Source organism: Bacillus sp. J33, assembly GCF_000518885.1.
GTDB lineage: Bacteria > Bacillota > Bacilli > Bacillales > Cytobacillaceae > Cytobacillus.
Map to the genome: position 1 here is coordinate 32,469 of NZ_JAEL01000033.1, position 20,030 is coordinate 52,498.

The 20,030-nt window shown below is 43.8% G+C and carries 16 protein-coding genes; 9 read left to right on the forward strand and 7 right to left on the reverse strand.

Annotation, left to right across the window (positions count from 1 at the left end):
* Positions 1-15: 15 nt before the first annotated feature.
* The 5 genes from dcuS to L634_RS0111930 all read left to right on the forward strand — a co-directional run bounded on the left by dcuS (position 16) and on the right by L634_RS0111930 (position 6,007).
* Positions 16-1,617 (forward strand): DcuS/MalK family sensor histidine kinase, encoded by a 1,602-nt coding sequence (dcuS, locus tag L634_RS0111910; RefSeq protein ID WP_026582646.1) that lies wholly within the window; start codon positions 16-18, stop codon positions 1,615-1,617.
* The gene (locus tag L634_RS0111915) at positions 1,610-2,329 is read left to right on the forward strand and encodes a response regulator (protein WP_026582647.1); all 720 of its coding nucleotides are present in this window, start codon (positions 1,610-1,612) and stop codon (positions 2,327-2,329) included. The genes dcuS and L634_RS0111915 overlap by 8 nt, the downstream gene beginning before the upstream one ends.
* A gap of 132 nt (positions 2,330-2,461) precedes the next feature.
* Positions 2,462-3,652 carry an NAD(P)-dependent malic enzyme gene (locus L634_RS0111920; RefSeq protein WP_026582648.1) on the forward strand — a complete coding sequence of 397 codons (1,191 nt, stop codon included), beginning with the start codon at positions 2,462-2,464 and terminating at the stop codon, positions 3,650-3,652.
* A 42-nt stretch (positions 3,653-3,694) separates the two neighbouring features.
* Entirely contained in the window at positions 3,695-5,023 is a 1,329-nt protein-coding gene (locus L634_RS0111925) for a 2-hydroxycarboxylate transporter family protein (RefSeq protein ID WP_026582649.1), read from the forward strand.
* A 66-nt stretch (positions 5,024-5,089) separates the two neighbouring features.
* Positions 5,090-6,007, forward strand: coding sequence for an AEC family transporter (locus L634_RS0111930; RefSeq protein WP_232233759.1), 918 nt, complete (start codon positions 5,090-5,092; stop codon positions 6,005-6,007).
* Positions 6,008-6,065: 58 nt separating this feature from the next.
* Here the strand turns inward: L634_RS0111930 and L634_RS0111935 are convergent, their stop codons facing one another.
* The 3 genes from L634_RS0111935 to L634_RS34650 form a co-directional block, all read right to left on the reverse strand.
* Positions 6,066-6,410, reverse strand: a complete 345-nt coding sequence (locus L634_RS0111935; RefSeq protein ID WP_026582651.1) for a hypothetical protein — start codon at positions 6,408-6,410, stop codon at positions 6,066-6,068.
* 110 nt (positions 6,411-6,520) lie between these two features.
* The gene (locus tag L634_RS0111940; RefSeq protein WP_198029756.1) at positions 6,521-7,339 is read right to left on the reverse strand and encodes an MBL fold metallo-hydrolase; all 819 of its coding nucleotides are present in this window, start codon (positions 7,337-7,339) and stop codon (positions 6,521-6,523) included.
* A 219-nt stretch (positions 7,340-7,558) separates the two neighbouring features.
* Positions 7,559-9,025 (reverse strand): TerD family protein, encoded by a 1,467-nt coding sequence (locus L634_RS34650; protein ID WP_026582653.1) that lies wholly within the window; start codon positions 9,023-9,025, stop codon positions 7,559-7,561.
* A 434-nt stretch (positions 9,026-9,459) separates the two neighbouring features.
* Between L634_RS34650 and L634_RS0111955 the strand changes: the two genes are divergently transcribed.
* Positions 9,460-10,188: a glycerophosphodiester phosphodiesterase gene (locus L634_RS0111955; protein WP_026582654.1), complete on the forward strand. Its 729-nt coding sequence runs from the start codon at positions 9,460-9,462 to the stop codon at positions 10,186-10,188.
* Positions 10,189-10,446: 258 nt separating this feature from the next.
* Here L634_RS0111955 and L634_RS0111960 read toward each other — a convergent pair whose 3' ends face one another.
* From L634_RS0111960 to L634_RS0111970, 3 genes are all read right to left on the reverse strand, one after another.
* A complete protein-coding gene (locus L634_RS0111960) occupies positions 10,447-10,887 on the reverse strand; it encodes a hypothetical protein (RefSeq protein WP_034262580.1) in 441 nt (146 codons plus the stop codon).
* A gap of 9 nt (positions 10,888-10,896) precedes the next feature.
* Positions 10,897-11,247 (reverse strand): ASCH domain-containing protein, encoded by a 351-nt coding sequence (locus L634_RS0111965; protein WP_026582656.1) that lies wholly within the window; start codon positions 11,245-11,247, stop codon positions 10,897-10,899.
* A 357-nt stretch (positions 11,248-11,604) separates the two neighbouring features.
* Entirely contained in the window at positions 11,605-13,296 is a 1,692-nt protein-coding gene (locus tag L634_RS0111970; protein WP_026582657.1) for a glutamine--tRNA ligase/YqeY domain fusion protein, read from the reverse strand.
* Between the two features lie 336 nt (positions 13,297-13,632).
* Between L634_RS0111970 and L634_RS0111980 the strand changes: the two genes are divergently transcribed.
* Positions 13,633-14,397 (forward strand): alpha/beta hydrolase, encoded by a 765-nt coding sequence (locus L634_RS0111980; protein ID WP_034262583.1) that lies wholly within the window; start codon positions 13,633-13,635, stop codon positions 14,395-14,397.
* 12 nt (positions 14,398-14,409) lie between these two features.
* Here L634_RS0111980 and L634_RS33385 read toward each other — a convergent pair whose 3' ends face one another.
* The gene (locus tag L634_RS33385) at positions 14,410-14,568 is read right to left on the reverse strand and encodes a hypothetical protein (RefSeq protein ID WP_157452392.1); all 159 of its coding nucleotides are present in this window, start codon (positions 14,566-14,568) and stop codon (positions 14,410-14,412) included.
* Between the two features lie 541 nt (positions 14,569-15,109).
* Here L634_RS33385 and L634_RS0111995 point away from each other — a divergent pair.
* Positions 15,110-16,261 (forward strand): MFS transporter, encoded by a 1,152-nt coding sequence (locus L634_RS0111995; protein WP_051428316.1) that lies wholly within the window; start codon positions 15,110-15,112, stop codon positions 16,259-16,261.
* Positions 16,262-17,040: 779 nt separating this feature from the next.
* A complete protein-coding gene (locus L634_RS0112000) occupies positions 17,041-19,788 on the forward strand; it encodes a dynamin family protein (RefSeq protein WP_026582661.1) in 2,748 nt (915 codons plus the stop codon).
* The last annotated feature ends 242 nt before the right edge of the window (positions 19,789-20,030 follow it).

Sequence of the window (20,030 nt, forward strand, 5' to 3'; positions counted from 1 at the left end):
CCAGAGGTGAGAAATGTGGATAGACAACGGTTTAAATTAAGTACGATTATTATATTTTTTGTATGCCTGGTGGTTTTTGTCTCGCTCATTATGACTGATTTACTGATAAGCAGCTCAGTCAGTAAAAATATTCGGGACAGTCAGGAGGAGAAAGCTAAAATTGTCTCCAGAACTGTAGCAAAATCACCTATTGTACAAGCAGGCCTTCAAAATGAGGAAGCTGCTGATGAAATTCAGGAATATGCAATGGAGATCCAGGAAGCAACGGACGTGATGTTTATTGTCGTGATGGATATGAAAGGCATTCGGAAATCGCATCCAAATCCAGATTTAATAGGGGAAAGCTTTGTTGGAGGCGATGAAAAGGAGGTTCTTCAAGGCAGAGAGCACATATCGACATCCAAAGGGACCCTTGGTGAATCACTAAGAGCTTTCACACCAATATATAATAACGAAAATGAACAAATTGGAGCCGTGGCTGTCGGAATTTCTCTTGAAAATGTACAGGATGCTTTGGAAAAAAGCCATGAAAATATCCTATTGGGGTCCTTAATGGGCATACTGGCAGGAGTGGCAGGCGCCATTTTACTTGCAAAATATATAAAACGCATTTTACTGGGGCTGGAGCCTTCAGCAATTGCAAAGATTTTGGTGGAACGAAGCACGATGCTTCAATCCGTGCATGAAGGAATTATCGCGGTTGATCATGACTCCAAAATTACATTGGTTAATAAATCTGCCTTAAGAATCTTTGAGAATGCCAATCTTCCGGACAATCCAGTGGGCATGAAAATTTATGACTATATGCCTTCAAGTAAACTGGATAGAGTTCTTAAGACGGGCCGGGCTGAGCTTGACGAGGAATTAACTATTAATGGAGTATCCATACTTGTTAACCGGGTGCCTTTATTGGTCAATGACCAAGTAGTGGGAGCCATATCCACTTTCAGGGATAAAACAGAAGTGAACAGGCTTGCCGAGCAGCTGACAGGAGTTCGGACGTATGCAGAATCTTTGCGTGCACAGTCCCATGAATTCATGAATAAATTGCATGTGATTTTGGGGATGGTCAGGATGGGCTATCATGATGAACTGGCAGGGTTTATCAGCAAATTGGTTGACCATCGGAACCAGGAAGCAGGAATCATTACACGCAATATAAAGGACCCGGCATTGGCAGGTTTTCTAATGGGGAAACTAAGCTATGCCAGGGAAGAGAATGTAGAGTTGAATATTATTAACGAAACGGTTATTCCTGAACCGGATACTGATGAGACGACTCATGAGCTGATTACCATTATTGGGAACCTGATTGATAATGCGGCAGAAGCGCTTGGTGAATATGAGGATAGAACGATTCACTTGCATTTAAAATATCTGCATCAGCAGCTTTTTATAAAAGTAACGGATTCAGGACCCGGTATTCCGGACGACATTCTGGATAAAGTCTTTGAAAAAGGTTTTTCTACAAAGGGGGAAGGCCGTGGCTACGGGCTGTACCTAGTGAAGCAAAGTATTGAAAGGCTAGGCGGCACAATAGAGGTTTGTTTTAATGGAGAGCAGATGGTATTTCAGGCTGCGGTGCCCTATAGAGCAGAGGTGAAGGATGATGATTAAGGTATTGATTGTTGATGATGACCCAATGGTGGCGGAATTTAACAAGCGTTACTTGTCAGAAGTGGAAGGATTTGTCCATGCAGGAACGGTTCATAATGTAGCAGACGGGCTGCGGTTTATGGAGGAAAAAAAGGTGGATCTTATTTTGCTGGATGTTTATATGCCTGGAAGGAATGGACTCGAACTCCTTAAAAGAGTGAGGGAAAAGGGAATGGAAATTGACGTTATCGTAATTACCGCTGCTTCTGATACTGAAAAAATTCAAACTGCTCTCCGGCTCGGGGCTTCAGATTACTTAATAAAACCATTCGAGTTTGAAAGGTTTCAGCAGGCATTGCTGAGCTATAAAGAAAAATATCATTTTTTAAAACTAAAGCAAAGTATTAACCAGGTTGAGCTGGACAAAAAAATCATAATAAACGACCAGAAAACACCAGGGGAATCAGAGCAGCTCCTGCCTAAGGGGCTGACTAAAACAACGCTGCAGGGAGTCATCAGTACGATTAGGGGATGGGGAAGTGCCCCATTCACAACCGATGAGCTGGCTGAGAATACCGACATATCCCGTGTGTCAATCCGTAAATATCTAAGGTTCTTGACAGAAATCGGAGTCCTGGAGGAATCATTAACCTATGGAATTGGGAGACCTGTCTCCCAATATACTTTTAAAGAAACAAATAGTTATTTGCTTGATGCGTATATTTCAAAGTAAAAGAAGCGGCCGATGCCGCTTTTTTTAATTACAAAAAGATTTGTATAGTTTCAAAACATATGAAAAGGCTATCACTTTTTTTATGATGAAGGCACAAAGAATGAAAGCGATTACCAGATAGGAGTTATTCAGATGATCGGAAAAAACCTTAAGCAGGAAGCAATTAATCTTCATCGCAAACACGGAGGTAAAATTGAAGTAGTTAGCAGGATGGATGTCAGCAATGAATCCGACTTAAGCTTGGTGTATACACCTGGTGTTGCGGATGTATGCAAAGCAATTGCGGATAACCCCAAAGAGGCTGACTCATTGACATCCAGAGGGAACATGGTGGCAGTCATTACAGATGGCACCGCTGTTCTTGGTTTGGGAGACATCGGACCAAAAGCGGCTATGCCTGTTATGGAAGGAAAGAGCATCTTGTTTAAAAAGTTCGCTGATATTGACGCCGTTCCTCTTTGCCTTGATACGAAGGATACGGATGAAATTGTCAAAATTATTAAAGCGCTGGCTCCTACATTTGGCGGTGTAAATTTGGAGGATATTTCTGCACCAAGGTGTTTTGAGATTGAAAGCCGCCTTAAAGAGGAACTTGATATTCCGGTTTTTCATGATGATCAGCACGGAACAGCCATTGTTGTGCTGGCCGCACTAATTAATGCTCTTCGAGTTGTAAACAAACAGCACCGTACCGTTGATATTGTTATTAATGGGGCAGGAGCAGCGGGAATAGCGATAGCCAAACTGCTTATGCATGCAGGCTATAAAAATATTACTCTTGTAAGCTTAGAAGGAATCGTCTGCAAGGGCGAGAAGTGGATGAATCCCATGCAGGAGAGCATGGCAGAAGTAACCAACTTAAAAAGGGTGAAAGGGAGCTTAAAAGATGCAATCAAAGGTGCTGACGTATTCATTGGTGTTTCGGGGCCGGGAGCATTAAAAGCAGATTATATCAAATTAATGGATCGCGACCCGATTATTTTTGCTATGGCCAACCCGATTCCTGAAATTTATCCAGAAGAAGCACTGGAGGCAGGGGCAGCTGTTGTAGGGACGGGAAGGTCCGATTACCCAAATCAGGTTAATAACCTGCTTGCTTTCCCTGGGATTTTCAGAGGGGCTTTGGATTCAAAAGCAAAGGATATCACTGTAGAAATGAAGGTTGCAGCAGCTCATGCCATAGCTGATGTGATTACAGAAAAAGAATTGAATGCAAGTTTTATAATTCCTAACGCGCTTGATTATAGAGTGCCGCACGCAGTTGCTAAAGCAGTTTCAGGAGTGGCAGTTCAAGAAAAGAAGGGCAAAAGTTCAGTTTCATAAGCTGAACCTTTGCCGCTTTTTAAAAAAAAGGAGGATGATTCGATGGAACAGGCAGTAAGGAAAGCAGGAAGCCACAGCTCCGTAAAGGAGCCAAAGGCTGCTGGAGTAAACTCTTTGTCAGATTATAAAATTTTCAATATACCGGTTGTATGGTTTTCAGTATTCGCGGCTATTACGTTAATGAGCATGTATACAGGCAGCCTCCCAGGCGGGATGATTGGAAGCTTGCTTGTGATGATTGTGCTGGGGGAAGCTTTTGGCTGGATTGGCGACAGGCTGCCAATCGTAAAAACGTTTTTGGGCGGGGGAGCCATTGTAGCTATTTTTGGTTCCGCTTACATGGTATATAGCGGACTCCTCCCGGAAAACATTACAGAATCCGTTACTGTTTTTATGAAGGATGGCGGATTCCTTGATTTTTATATTGCTGCTTTAATTACAGGAAGTATACTTGGCATGAATTCCAAGATCCTTGTAAAAGTGGGAGTTCGCTACTTTCTCCCAATTACAGGCGCAGTCTTAGGTGCAGTCGTGATTACAGGAATTGTCGGTCTTATGGTTGGATTTACCCTTCAGGATGCTGTATTGGTAATTGCAATGCCAATAATGGGCGGAGGCATGGGTGCAGGCGCAGTACCGATGAGCCAAATATACTCTGAACTTCTTGGAAATGAGCCAAGCTACTACATTTCCATGCTTGTTCCAGCTCTTGCACTAGGCAATGTTTTCGCTATTGTATTTGCCAGTATTCTGGACAGAGTAGGGAAAAAGTTCCCATCTCTAACAGGGAACGGCCAATTAATTCAAGGTTTCAAATATGAGAAAACCGAATCCAAATATAACATTGGGAAAATGGGTGCAGGCTTATTAGCAGGATTAACCTTTTTTGCCCTTGGAACGCTGCTTGGAGACTTTCTTCCGCTTCATCCATATGCCATTATGATCATATTGGTTGCTGCTGCAAAAATTGCTAACCTAATTCCAAAGAGTGTCGTAGACGGTGCCAGCCAATGGTATCAATTTGTGGCAAGCAACTGGACGTTCGCTCTGCTGTTCGGAATCGGAGTAGCATATACTGACTTGAATACAGTACTGCAGGCATTGTCCCTTCAGTATATCCTAACTGTTTTTGCGGTGGTCTTGGGTGCGATTTTAGGTGCCGGGTTATTGGGTAAATTAGTAGGATTTTATCCAATTGAGGCAGCGATCACAGCAGGCCTTTGTATGGCAAATATGGGCGGAACAGGGGATGTTGCAGTTCTTTCTGCATCAAAGAGAATGGAATTAATGCCTTTCGCGCAAATATCCTCCCGTCTTGGAGGCGCATTAATATTGCTGCTGTCCGGTTTGCTGATTCCTTTATTTTTATAAAATAATGTATAATATGGTAGAGCATTGGGGGAGCCCAATGCTTTCTGCTTTTAAAAGAAGAATGAAATGTTGGTGAACCATATGGAATTTGCTTTGGCTGTCATCCCAGCTTTCTTAATCATAGTGGTCGGATATATCGGGCAAAAGATCATTGGATTTGAACGGAAGTCGGTTTCTTCTACGGCCCTTTATTTAATGTATCCATTCCTTGCATTCCGGACCTTTTATGAAAATCAACTGACAGTAGAGTATTTTTATATTTTAATATTTTGCTTGCTCCTCTGTCTGACAATGATACTGGTTGTTAAAGCTGCAGCAAGAGTAATGAAGGCCAGCAGGAAGAAACTGTCCGCCATGATTTTATCCGCCGTTTTTATGAATAGCGGCAATTATGGAACCCCAATTATCTTATTTGCATTTGGAACTGCCGGTTTTGACTACGCTATTATCATGATGGTTATTCAATCCTTTTTAATGAATACGGTAGGAATTTATTATGCAGCCAAGGGAAGCAGTGATGAATTTAACCTCAAGGAATCCCTTTTATCCATCGCAAAGATGCCGATTATTTATGGAGCGATGGCAGGGATCCTGTTTCAATTGGCATTTGTTCCTGTTCCAGGCTTTCTGATGCAGCCGGTTAATTTGATCGCGGATGCGACAATTCCAACTATTATGATCGTTCTTGGTATGCAGTTGGCAACTATCAGGAGAAAAGAGGTTAAGCGGGCCAATTTATATAGTATTGTTGTGATGAAGATGCTAATTGCTCCTGCCATTGCTGTCGGACTGGTCATGCTGCTGCCCATCGATGGGGTGCTGGCCAAGATTCTAATCATACTTGCAGCCATGCCCACGGCCGCTAATACTACGATGTTTTCACTGCAGTTTAATACAGAGCCCGATCTTGTATCATATAGTACACTAGTTACTACACTATTGAGCATAGTAACAATCCCTCTGCTGCTGGCGATTTTATCCTAAAAAAAGGAAGGCGTGAAAGAGCCTTCCTTTTTTATATTACGTTAGCAGACTTGTACATTTAAGGCTGGAAACCTATTAATTTAGCCTTTTTGTCAACACCCAGCGTTTTTTCATCCGGAAAAGTGATAACAGAGCTGATATAGTCCCAGCGGATGAGGAAATGAGTAATGCAATCTTCCTCTTTTTGCTCTTCCTCAGGGATATCTGTGCCGTCCTCTTCCTGGATTTTTGTGCGTTTAAAGCATGGATTTTCAACCCAGATCCCCATGTTTTCGGTTTTGATCAGCTTTACAAGATACCATTCATCGGGCTGGTAAATCCCTGTAATGGAACCGACCAGGTCATTTGGAAAGTTTTTAAACTTAATTTGGATCTTTTGATTTTTGAAATTTTCAAGGTACATACGCTAACCTCCTGAGCTATTAAAATATCTTTTTAATACTCTTCCTTTTTCAAATGGTTTTAAACATGAGAAAAAAACAAGGCCCACTCTTAGAGTGAACCTTGTTCCTTCTAGCGGTCGCCGTCGACATATTTTCCGTGATCAGGAATGGCTATTTCGTCAAATTCATTAACCAGTCTGGCGAGATTTTCTCTTAGGACACCAGCTGCCATAGGGACGCCATGGCCTGCAATGGCAACAGTTGGCTGCAGCGCTTCAAGCTTCTGAACAGAGGTGCGGGCTGCTTCCCAATCGGTTGTTAGATAGCGCGGCGGACCGCTGATTTCCTGCTCCTGTGTCAATACGCTGTATAAGGATTCCTGCTTAACAGTAACAAAAGCATCGCCTGCAATCAGCACGCGATCGGCCTCTCTGAACAGTGAAACATGTCCGGGTGTATGGCCCGGGGTATGAATCCATTTCCAGCCTTCCATATACGGAACACTATCGTCCTCTGGCAGGGATTGAACATGGGCTCCAAGGTCAATGCCTTCATGCGGGAAGGCCGGGGATATTTTGGCAACCAATCCGCCTTCTACGCTGGCATCCGGCTCGGGGTAATCCTGCTGTCCTGTTAAAAATGGAAGCTCCAGCGGGTGGGCATAAACCGGAACCTGCCAGCGTTCGACCAAGTCAATGATCGCGCCGACATGGTCAAAATGGCCATGCGTTAAAATAATTGCTCTCGGCTTTGCATTTTCACCGAAGAGCTCCTCTGCAGCATCTATGATTTTGTCTGCAGACTTAGGCATGCCGGCATCAACCAGCACCCAATCTCCGGATTCTTCTGAAACACGTACAAAACAAAGGTTTACAATCTGCACTGTCAGGCAATATACACCTTCAGCTTCATTCACAATCATCCCGCTCGTCGAGGAAGTCATAGGCATATAGCGTTCGGTCGATGAACTTTCCTTCAAGAAAATTACCTCCTTTAAAAGGCTTTTCGTATAGATTCCATTTCCTGAATTTGCAGCAGGGTCCAAAAGGTGCTGGCTTATCTTTTTGAGTATACCCGCATAAAAAGTTTGTATGCGGCATATCCAGGCGGGAGAGGTAATAATTGCAAAAAAAGCTCTGCCGATATCCGGCAGAGCGCTGGTTTAGAATTAAGATAGGAATTCGTGCGGATTTAAGCCAAGTTCCATGCAGATTTCTGTAACGGCTTGTTTTTCATTTTGGTCAAAGTTTCCGTCAGCATAGCCAATGGCGATACAATAACGGGCCACAAGGCGGGCAATTTCAGGCTTGTTCCGAACCCTTCCGACTGCCTTGAAGGCTTCTGCCCGTCCGATAATCGGGTCTGTCTCAATACGTTGCACAAACATATTGAATTGCTGGATGACTTTTTGGGTATCAAATACTTTTAATTCCTGGCTGCTGTTAACAAATTCAATCATTTTTTGGCGTTCAGACGGATCAAGCCTGCCATCGGCCATCCCGACAAGTGCGCAAGAAGCCACTACGGCGTCCAGAACATCCTGGCTCTTAAAGCGTGTGAACAATTCCTGAGCCCGGCGCTTTTGGTCATTAGCCCATTGGACATAGTCAGTCTGATTTGGGGACCAGGAGTTTCCGCAGGCATTGCAGGTAAGCTTAAGCTGATTTTTTCCTATAAAGCCGCCAAGAAGGCCTACAGGACCGAGAATAAGTCCGCCGATTGCCGCTTTTCCAAGGCCAAAGCCTTTTTGTCCTGTGCGGATATTGGTTGAACCGCATCGGGTACAGGCAATATTTCCGTCCGTATAACTTTGGGCCTGTACTGGCTGCCCATATCCGCCTTGGCTGCCGAATGATGACGGCTGGGAGGGAGGACTATTATAGGCTGTTTGGCTGTAAGATGGCTGGCTATAGGCAGGCTGGCTGAATGCTGTCTGTGCCGGCTGATTGTAAGAAGGGCTTGGCTGGCTCGGCGCATACCCTTGAGACAGCTGTCCAAAACTGCTTGGCTGCTGATGCTGATTTTGGCTGAATGAGTGCTGAGGGCCAGGCGCAGGCTCATCGTCAACTGAAACGCCAAAATTGCGGCAAAGAGCCGCTAATCCGCCCTGAAAGCCGCTCGCAATGGCATTGAACTTCCATTCCCCATTATGGCGATATAGCTCGGCAGCAACAATGGCTGTTTCAACCGTAAAATTACGGCCAAGATCGAAACGCAAAAGCTCTTCGTTTGTCATCGCATTGAAGACCCTTACATAAGCATTCGAAACTTGTCCGAAGTTCTGTCCTTTCGCTTGGGCATCATGAATGGTAATGGTAAAAGCAATGCGGTGGATATGCTGCGGCACTTTGTTCAATTCTATCCGAATCTGTTCATCATCCCCGGCTCCAGCACCTGTTCGGTTATCGCTGCTGTACAGAATGGATCCATTTCCGCCTGAAGGATTGTTATAGAAAACAAAATCGCTGTCACTTTGCACTTTCCCCGAAGCATCTGTTAAAAAGGCTGATGCATCAAGGTCATAATGGGACTGATTCTGGCTGACATCCCAGCCCAATCCTGCCACAACAACCTGCAGCCCCGGGTTCGTTTTGGTTAAATCAACTTTTTGTCCCTTGCTTAATCGAACTCCCAAAATTTTCACTCCTTTATCAATAGCACCTATGTATTGTTATAGTGTATACGTCCTAAGAGGGTAGAAGTTTCATAGTTTTCATTATAAGGCAATTGCTGCTGAAGTGAAACTTGAGGGTCTTTTCTCTAGGCTGTTTTTCGGGTGGCTAACTTAGTTTAACCAACTGAGGTGATTTGTAGCGGAGGGTACTTGACTCCTGCTCAGAAGAGAGGGTAGTGGAGTGGGGAGACCCCACAGGCGAAGCCGGGGGAGGCTCCCATTCCTCCCCGGGGAAAGTTTGAGTGCCTGTAGCGGAAATCAACGGGCAGTATTCATAAGTAAAACAACAATTTATGAGAAAAGAGCCTTTCTCTATCAGAAAAAATGGATTTACAATTACGGTATAGAATAATAATGGGTAATAGGATTTTGGTGCTGGAAGAGGAGGAACTGATTTGAAAAAAGCAGCAAAGGTTTTTGCGCACCGGGGTGTAAGCGGGCTGTACCCTGAAAATACAATGGCGGCTTTCCAGGCAGCATTGGAAGCGGGTGCAGATGGAATTGAACTGGATGTACAAATGGCAAAGGACGGTAAGCTGGTCATTATTCATGATGAAACTGTTGACCGGACTACCGATGGCAGCGGATATGTAAAGGACATGACTTATGATGAATTGGCAAAGCTTGATGCGGGAAGCTGGTTTGATGCTGCCGGCGCCGGTGAAACCATCCCGGAACTTGAGGCAGTTTTTCAATGGGCTTCCAAGGCCGGTAATGAACTGCTAATTAATGTTGAGTTGAAAAATGACTTGATTGAATATCCGGGTATGGAGGAAAAGGTGGTTGAATTGCTTGAACACTATGGACTCGAGAAAAGGATCATCCTATCCTCTTTTAATGCGGAGAGCATAGGGAGAGTGCGGGAGCTGCATCCTGCCTTGCAAACTGGTTACCTGATTGCGGGTATGCCTGAAGATGTATTGGAGACTGCAAAACGAATTGGAGCGAACAGCATTCATTGTGAAGAAGTTTTTGCGCTTTCAGAATTTGGCAGGGAGGCACAGAAAGCTGGTTTCCCGCTCCGGGTTTACACTGTAAATGACGAAACTCGCAGTGAATTCCTGGCTAAAGCTGGGGTTGAAGTAATCATGACGGATTTCCCGGAGAGATTTTTGAAGAAATAGTTTTTGAGGAGAGCTTGAATAAGAGAATTCAAGCTCTTTATGCTATTTTTAGTGTGCTTAAAACGGTGAAGAACACTTAACCGTGAAAAACTTCATTTTATCCGCGAAATTTTCAATATATCCGCAAAATCGGGTAGGGACTTGCCGCAGGACGCAGAATTCTGGTTTTCTGCGGAGGTAATTTGCGCCCGGCCCAGCTAGCATCTTAAATACTAATAAAAAACAAGCGCAGAATGATTGCGCTTGTTTCAAAGACTCCTACCAGAGCACAGGCTTAGCCACCATAAACCAGAGCATGAGCATTAATAGAAAAAGATAAATCCAGACAGAGCGGGTAAGTTTTTTTACCAGGAAGTGCTGGTCCGCTCCGGGCTCTTCAAATTTTTTGAGAACAGGCGTAAAGGCCCGTGCCAGAAAAAAGACAGATGCTCCCATCACCATCAGGGTTGCGACGATCCAGGATGTCGTCCACGCCCAGTGGCTGTTCACGATAAGAAGGACACCCGAGCCGACAAGCAGGTGTCCTGCGTGCTTGACGAGGCGGACGGATGTCCTGAAGATGCCTATATATGCCTGCTGAACTCCGGGCTGGGCTGATTCCAGTCTATTGACGATCGGAATCAGGACAAAGAACGGGCCAACAGATAGAATAGCGCTGCTGACATGGATGTACAGCAGCACACGGTACAAAATTTCCATCCCAGCAGATTACTTCTTCGCAGGGCTGAATTCGTGAACCCATACACGCATTTGCGGAAGCCAAGGCATACCTGGGTGCATAGAAAGGATGGATTGCTTGTAGTCCTCCAAGCTTTCATAGCCTTCCTGGCGGGCATGCTCGTCCGTTAACTCTCCAAGGGATTGGGAGTATACTTTTTCAACGACAAAATCCTGGCCTTCAAGCGTCATAATTTCTCCGATATCGGCATATCTGCCGTTGCGGCGTGTAGCTGTTTTCTTTCCTGCTAGAACTTTTTCAACGTCCTCTTTAACCGTAACCATACGGTCAACGGAACATGTTTTTGGCGGTAATGTATTTGGTTCATGCTGATTTGACATTATGTATTTCCTCCTTATGTAAATGCTTACTTTTAAACCATACCATATTTTTACCCGTGAAGGTAGGCTAGGTGGAAAGGTCTGAACTAAAAGCAGTTTAAACCGTATAAAAAATGGAAGAGGAGAGAGGTGTAAGGATATGGATATCCTGAAGCACGTAAAATGGAGTTAAAAGAATCCTGGATCGGAATTTTCTGAAATGGATAAGGCGATTGGGAATACAAAGGCACTCGAGTCTGTCCATCCAGTAATTGAACAGATAATAGCAGGTGCAGTTTGCAATCAATGTATCCGTTTCGGAAAATCTCCTTTTTCAATTAAAAAAGCCTGAGGATCCGTTTCCTCAAGCTTTTCTAATTACTTCAATTTGAATGAGCTCTTCAGCGATACAATCCGGTTGAACACTGGCTTTTCCGGTGTTGTGTGCTTTGGATCGACATTAAAATAGCCATGGCGGAAGAACTGGAATTTATCCTGCGGCTTAACGTCCTTCATGTTTGGCTCAATGAAGCCTTGGACGATTTCAAGCGAGTTCGGGTTCACATAATCAAGGAATGTCTTTCCCTCTGCTTCATTTTCTGCTGTATCATCCGTATCAGCTTCAGCATTTTTATCTGCATCTTCATCAAGGATTAATGGCTCGTATAATCGGAATTCAGCAGGAATGGCGCTCTTGGCATCTACCCAGTGAAGCGTTCCTTTGACTTTTCGGCCGGTAAAACCCGTTCCGCTCTTTGTTTCAGGATCATACGTACAATGAAGCTCAACTACATTGCCGTTTTCATCCTTAATCACATCATTGCACTTGATGAAGTAAGCATGCTTTAAGCGGACTTCGTTGCCAGGGAAGAGGCGGAAGTACTTCTTCGGCGGATCTTCCATAAAGTCGTCCTGTTCCACATAAATCTCTCTTGAGAATGGAATTTGGCGTGTGCCCATTTCCGGGTTTTCCGGATTGATTTCTGCATCAAGCATTTCTGTCTGATCTTCAGGATAGTTTGTGATGACGACCTTTAACGGGCGAAGCACACCCATTGTGCGAGGCGCCTTCAGCTTCAGGTCTTCGCGGACAAAGTGTTCAAGCATGGCTTCATCCACAACGCCTGATCCTTTTGAAACACCTGTTTCTTTTACAAACTCACGGATGGCTTCAGGTGTGTAGCCTTTTCGTCTTAAGCCGGAAATGGTCGGCATGCGCGGGTCATCCCATCCATCAACGTAGCTCTCATCGACAAGCTGCTTTAGCTTTCTTTTGCTCATAACCGTATTTGAAATGTTTAAGCGGCCAAACTCGATTTGCTGCGGTGTGCTTTCCATTTCGCACTCAGCAACTACCCAGTTGTATAAAGGGCGCTGATCTTCAAACTCTGTTGTACATAAGGAGTGGGTTACACCTTCGATTGCATCCTCAATCGGATGGGCAAAAGCGTACATCGGATAAATGCACCAAGTATCCCCTGTATTATGGTGTGTCGCATGCGACACGCGGTAGATTACTGGGTCGCGCATGTTCAGGTTTGGAGAAGTCATATCAATCTTCGCTCTAAGAACCTTCTCGCCGTTTTCGAATTCGCCTCCCCGCATACGTTCAAATAAATCTAGGTTCTCTTCCACTGAACGATTGCGGTATGGGCTTTCCTTTCCAGGCTCTGTAAGCGTTCCGCGGTATTGGCGGATTTCCTCCTGGCTCAAGTCATCCACATAGGCTTTTCCTTTTTTGATTAAAAGAACAGCACGGCTATACATTTCCTTGAAGTAGTTGGAAGCATAGCGAAGCTCATCCCACTCGTAGCCGAGCCATTTCACATCTTCTTTAATTGCGTCAACATATTCCTGGTCTTCTTTCAACGGATTGGTGTCATCAAAACGGAGGTTTGTTTTGCCGTTAAAATCATCTGCCAGGCCGAAGTTGATGACAATCGATTTGGCATGTCCGATATGAAGGTAGCCGTTCGGCTCAGGCGGAAAACGGGTGATAATTTCTTTATGCTTTCCCGACTCCAGATCCTCTTTAATAATCGTTCGAATAAAATTTGAATTTTGTTCCAAACCGGTATCAGCCTTTCTGTATATGTAGTTAGTCCTTATTTTAATAATATTGGGAAGGAAAATAAAGCGAAACTTCCTTTATTAGCAGTTTTCCCCTGTGGGTTAGTTAAACTTTTATCCAGCAAGTTCATTTCAGCTTGTACTGTCGGTTAAAACAGAGCAAAGCCTTATTCATTCTTTCTATTATAAACAAGACAGTCCCGGAAAAAAAGGTTTTCTGACAGCAAGCCGGCAATTTTTACAAAAATGTTAAATTCTTTCAAAAATGAAGGGGATATCTCCTGAGAACAGAATTTATATAAATAGGAAATAACTCTATTGAATGGAGGAAGGAGCATGGCGGAAAACTATCCGGTTTTAGAAGGGGCCGAGCCTTTTTATTTTGAAGGAAATGAGATTGGGATTTTGGTATCGCATGGATTTACAGGTTCCACCCAGAGTATGCGCCCGCTTGGAGAGGCTTATGCAAAGGAAGGATATACGGTTTGCGGGCCAAGGCTGAAAGGGCATGGCACCCATTATGAAGAAATGGAAACAACCACTTATCAGGACTGGATTGATTCTGTGGAAGAAGGATACCAATGGCTGAAGGAGCGCTGCAGCACGATTTTCGTAACAGGCTTATCAATGGGCGGGACCCTGACATTGTATATGGCTGAAAAATATCCCGAAATTAAGGGGATTATCCCGATTAATGCTGCTATTGATATTCCGGATATGGCCGCAGCAGCAAACCTGGAGGATGTCAGGTTCCTTGATGCAATCGGTTCGGATATTAAAAATCCGGATGTAAAAGAACTGGCCTATGAAAAAACACCGGTAAGATCACTTGGAGAAATTACAGAACTGATGAAAAAGGTCAAAGCAGATCTGGGGAAAATTACTTGTCCGGCACTCATTTTTGTATCAAAAGAGGATCATGTAGTCCCGCCATCCAATTCTTCTGATATTTATAATAGCATCAAGTCAGGTGCCAAAGAATTGGTAACGATGGAGAATAGCTATCATGTTGCAACGCTTGATCACGATCAGGAGCTTATTATTGAAAGGACATTGCAATTTTTGCAAAGGGCATTGGAAACGACTAGTTTGCAGGGATAATGGGGAGGGAGCTTATTCAGCTCCCTTTTGCTTTTTGTAAAAGATAAGTTTGACGGCGAGTGCGAGGGTAAGGGCAAGCAAGTGAATGGCTGTTTTAAAGGGACTGTCTTCAGTATATATGCTAAAGATAGCCACAGGTGCAACGATTAGAAGGTACAGCGTTTTTTCCAATATTCATTTCATCCTTTTTCTCTTTTTTTATAGCAGATGCATCCAGTCCCGGCTGCGAGGAAGCTTGCTGTGAAATAAATGCCGGCAGACTGAAGTAAGATTACCAAAATAATAGAAATGAGACCCAGATAAGCAGAGTGCTGGAGAGAAAGTCTTTCATGGAGCGGCATGGACTTTGTATGAATTTTATTTATGAGTAAGATCAAATTTTTATGTTTTCTGAGCCAAAATCTTCGTATGAATAGGAAAATTCCAGTGTTTTTCCAGCGTAGCAGCCACTTGTATTGCCAAAAAATAGGGATTATCCTAATTTTATCAACGAAATTCATTATAAAACAATTGAAACTGCCAATATATCTATCAAACAGTTAAGATATTAAAGAACCGCCCGACAGTGACAAATTCCCGTTCCTTTTTCAGGTCAGATGTGTTAGCATTTAGTGACACGAAATAATCGGTCAGTTCTTTTTTGAACAAAGGAAAGAAGGGATATTATTTGAATAAGACGGTTAAGGAGATTTTGTGGACGAAGTCTTTTATTATGCTGATGGTCGGGAATTTGTTCGTGTTCATGTCGTTTCAGATGCTGATTCCTACTTTGCCTCCATATATTAAGTCGATTGGGGCTTCCGGTCTTGAAATTGGCCTGGTGACAGCTCTGTTCTCGATTGGCGCAGTTTTGAGCCGCCCGTTTATCGGATTTTTACTTGAGTATAAGGCAAGGAAGCCCCTGGTGCTGATCGGGGCTATTGCGCTGCTGGCAATCACCATTGTATATCCTCTTTCAAGTGTGGTTGTGATTTTCCTTTTATTCCGTTTTATCCACGGGCTGGCATGGGGCTGGTCGACCACGGTTAACGGTACAGCGGCGGTAGATGTGGTTCCCAATTCCCGTCTTGGAGAGGGAATGGGCTATTTTGGCCTGTCCGTAACGATTGGGATGATTATTGCGCCGAGTTTGGGAATCTTCTTGTATCAGGTTACATCTTTTACAAATCTCATCTATATTTCGAGTGCTCTGGGAATCATTGCGATCTTGCTCCTGTCTATCGTTCATTATCAGACACCTGAGGCGGTGCAGAAGACACGGAAAGAAGATCTTAGTTTTTCATACTTGGGATCCTTAATTGAAAAATCAAGCTGGTTTCCGGCCTTTATTACAATCATCGTCACATTTGGCTATGGATCGATTGTTACTTTCATCGTTATTTTTGGAGAAGAGCGAGGCATAGATCAAATCTTCTTATTTTACTTATTTAATGCCATTATGGCATCGCTGTCCAGGCCAATTGCGGGCAAGTGGTTTGATCAGCGGGGGCCAAAAGGGCTTGTGCTTCTTTGTACGTTTTTGACTTTCATTGGCATGTGGGTGTTATCCTTCGCCCATTCTAATTTGTTTATCATATTGAGCGGCATTCTGTTTGGGGTGGGCTTTGGTTCATTGATTCCAACACTCCAGTCCTGGACACTATCCATGACACCACCTCACCGGCGCGGGGTTGCGAATGGCATGTTCTTCTCTTCCATCGACCTTGGAATCGGGTTGAGCGGACTTGTGTTTGGCGTGCTGGCGCAGTTTGTGGAGACGGCAGCGCTTTTTCAAATCTCAAGTGGTTTTCTCATCCTGGGCATGATTGTTACCTTCTTCTATGGAAGAAGGAGGGAATCTATCCGGGCACAGCATGCTTCTTAAAATAAGAATGAAAACTGGCTGGCAGGAATATATATTTCTGTCATCCAGTTTTTTTAAAAAGATAAGAATGTATAACTTTAGACTTCGATAACTGTCTAGCTCCAGGCGCCATCGGCTCTTGGGTCTAAGCCTGTCTAGTTCCGGCTCCTAGGGACTCGAGTCATAAGCCAATCCCTTTCAGAAGGAAAGAACACCTTCTTACAGGGCTCGTCTTATGCTTGTCGTCCCTGGGCAAGTCGCCTACACCTTTCGGACAATCCGCCCAAAAGGTTAAAGAACAACCTTTCAGCCGGCTTGTCTTATGTTTGAGGCCCGCAGGATGCGGGTTATGCAGACGTTGCCACAGGACGTGGCGATTTTAGTCTGCGATCCTTATAGGCGGGCGCCTTGCGCTTTTCTTAGTGGTATTTATATAGAAGATATCTTTTGAACTATTAAGATTGTTACACAGAAATACAAATATGTTTCAAAAATGATAGGGAAATGAAATTTTTTGCAGAAAAATTTTTGTTAAAATATAAGAACAAAGAATGAAAATTGGCGTATTATGCGTTTTTTTTATAAAAATGAACTAGCTGGGGCCTGGCTATTGTCCAGCTCTACAAGGAGAATATCGACAGCGTAAGCATCGCACGACTAAAAGGATTAGCTTTTAGGAGGAGCGCCTGTCTTTTATAGTTATAAACCAAGCCCTTTCAGAAGGGAAGAATACCTTTTGCATGACTCAGGGGTAACTTAAGGCGCTTACGCATTTCAAATAAGCACTGCGGGGGATCAAGATGACATTAGAGAAACAGCTAATCAATAAATCTTATTATCAGACCTTCATGGAATCGAATGAAAGTGAGCATCCAATCAGGGTTTTGGGCGAGATGTACGTAGCTGAGCAGCAGAACGAAGTGCCTGATTTAACGTATATCCGCTTTGCACAGGGAGAGGTTTATTTCCTTAATAAAGACTATGAAGCGGCTATCTTCAAGTGGGAAAATATTACGAATGAACTGGGGCCGTGGGCACAGAAAAATATTGCGGATGCCTATTTTGAATTGGATTTGCTCTCAAATGCAGAGGATTATTATAAATCTATCGAAGCGGACTCTGATGTGTTAAAAACAGAAGTGCTTCTGCAGCTGTTTTCCTTGTACATACAGCGCGGCAAGCTTGAAATGGCGGTTGAATCTATTAAAAAAGCGGTTAGCTTAAATCCGGATTATCCAGATGTAACCGAGCTGGCGCGAGAATTCTTTGAAGAGCACAGCGATTGGGGCAATGCAGTTGAACTTGCTGTTAATGAGGCAATCCGTACCGAATCAGAGTCATGGTTTGCGGTTCTGCATTCCTATGTGGAGCAGGGACGAACAGCCAAGATCGATCCAAACTATTTCAGCGAGGCATTGGCAACGCTGTATAAAGTGGATCAAGCCCGCTTTGAAAGACTGTCAACAGCATTTTGGAACAGTTATAAACAAAATGATCTTTATTTTTCATGGCTTAAGGAAATTAACCATTTGCTGCTGAACATGGAGCCAGGGCGCTCCCATACTTGGCAGCTGCTATCCGAACTCTATAAAGATACTTATTTTGAATTGATCAACGGCAAGCATCTGGTTAGGGACTTATCCCATTTAATACCAAATCACTTAACCAATTGGGTGAAAATTGCAACGCCTTCACACTCGCTGGTTTCTGCAGCAGCTGTCTTGGCTTGGAGTGAGATTTTCCCATCCAATATTGATGCTTCTGCTGTCAGTGAGGCAGAAAGCCTTGTGGGCAAATCGCTCCGCTATCGGGATGGCCTTGAGGAGGGCTATAAGCTTTTTGAATCGGTCATGAAATGGGCGAAGGAGAAAGGCATTCTCATGGGGGAACGCTTTGAATGGATGGTCCGCGAGCTGCTGGATTTAAACTCCAGCCATTTGCTGGTTGCGGGTGCAGCTTCAAATGGAAAGTCATCTTTTGTGAACACACTCATAGGTGAAGAGCTAATGGGAGATGCCACTTCAGCTTCTGTGCTTTTTAAGGATGCTGATGATACTGAAATCCATGCTGTTACAGATGAAGAGGCCAGAAGCATTTCTGACCTTGAAGATTTTAGGCAAAGAGCTGAAAAGAGCCAGCAAACACTCATCCGCTGTAAAATGCCCTTCAGCTATTTAAAGAAAAATAGATTAGCGCTTGTTGACACTCCTGGACTGGCTGGACAAAGCAAGTTCCGAAATGGAGCGTTCCAATACCTTCATTTTGCCGACAACCTGCTTTTTGTCCTGAATGCCGATTCTCCGCTGACGGATAAGGAGCTTGATATGGTTGTCAGAATGAGGGAACAGGCTCCTGAACTGCCAATCCATTTCCTTCTCAGCAAAATGGATCGGGTTTCCAATGGCCAGGATGCAATGGAACTATTCGAAGAAACCGAGTCACGCATAAATACGTATTTTCCAAATGCAAAGGTGTTTGCTTTCTCCACTTATTATGAGAGTGAAAGCCAGCTTAATGATCTGTCAGACTTTATCAAATCACTGATGGATGGTCGGAACCTGGAAGAGGAGCGGACAGCCAAAGTTCTGTATTATATTAAGAAGTCCATTAAATTCCTGCTTGAAAAGCGCGTTGAAATGGAGAACAGCTTAATTGATACGATTAAATGGAACGAGGAAATGGTTTCTAAGCTTAATGGTGCTATCAATCAGCTGAGTGATGTAGAAGAAGAGAAAATCCGAATAATTAAAAAGTCATACAGCAAAATCAAAGATGAAATGAGACAGAAATTGGAGAAAAAGATTCCGGAGCTTCTGCGCAACACCTCTGAGTTAGTGACAGAAGACAGCGATTTTGGGAAAATTCATGACGTGCTGAATGATGAAATGAATAAGCGAATTCATGAATATATCGAAGAATCGGTGCTGCCGGACTTCCGTGTCTCTATTCAGGATTGGATTGCCGAAAGTGAAGGCAAATTTAAGGAAAGCCAGACTTATTTGGATGAGATGAGCGAGAGCTTTAATGACTTATATGATGATGAGAAAATTGCATTGGACTGCGATTTCAGGGTTCTGGATGATTGGCGCAGGGATGCGGACCGCATGACAAGGGGAAGCGTCGAGCTTGATAAAGTCAATATCCTAAACCGATTCTCGCCATCGCAATTCCTGCTGAAAAGTGCAGGAAAGCTGCTGGGGGCTATCCCGCAGAATAAAGGAATGCTTTATAATAAATACAAGCAGTACATTGAAAATGAAGATTACAGCGAAGTCGCTGAATTGATTACAAATAAGTTTATGCAGCAATTTGAATTGTTCGAGAAGTCACTGGAAAGGGATATCAAGATGTTCTTCCGAAATCCATTTGATGTACTGAACAAAACAGTTGAAGAAACACTTGAAGACATAGAAGTAAACAAAGAATCCTTAAGTGAGATGCGCAAGAATCCTGAAATCTACCGCGATCCGCTTACCCTGTTTGAGCTGAAGCTCCGTCAATTTGAGTGGATGACAGCGGCAGGGGAAAGGGTAAAAGAATATCATTAATTAGCTTGAGAGGAAGATGCAATGAGAGCATTTTCCTCTTTTTTTTAGGCTGTTTTCGTAAAGTTTGTTGCTTTTAATTGCAAACTTAATTTAACCTACCGAGTTGATTGTAGCGGAGGGCACTTGATCCTTGAAAATGCTACCGCATTTCCTTCGTGCGGTGCCAGGTCAGGGAAGCTTATTCAATGTCCTGCGGGAAGTGAGGGAAGTGGGAGACCCCGCAGGCGAAGCCGAGGAGGCTC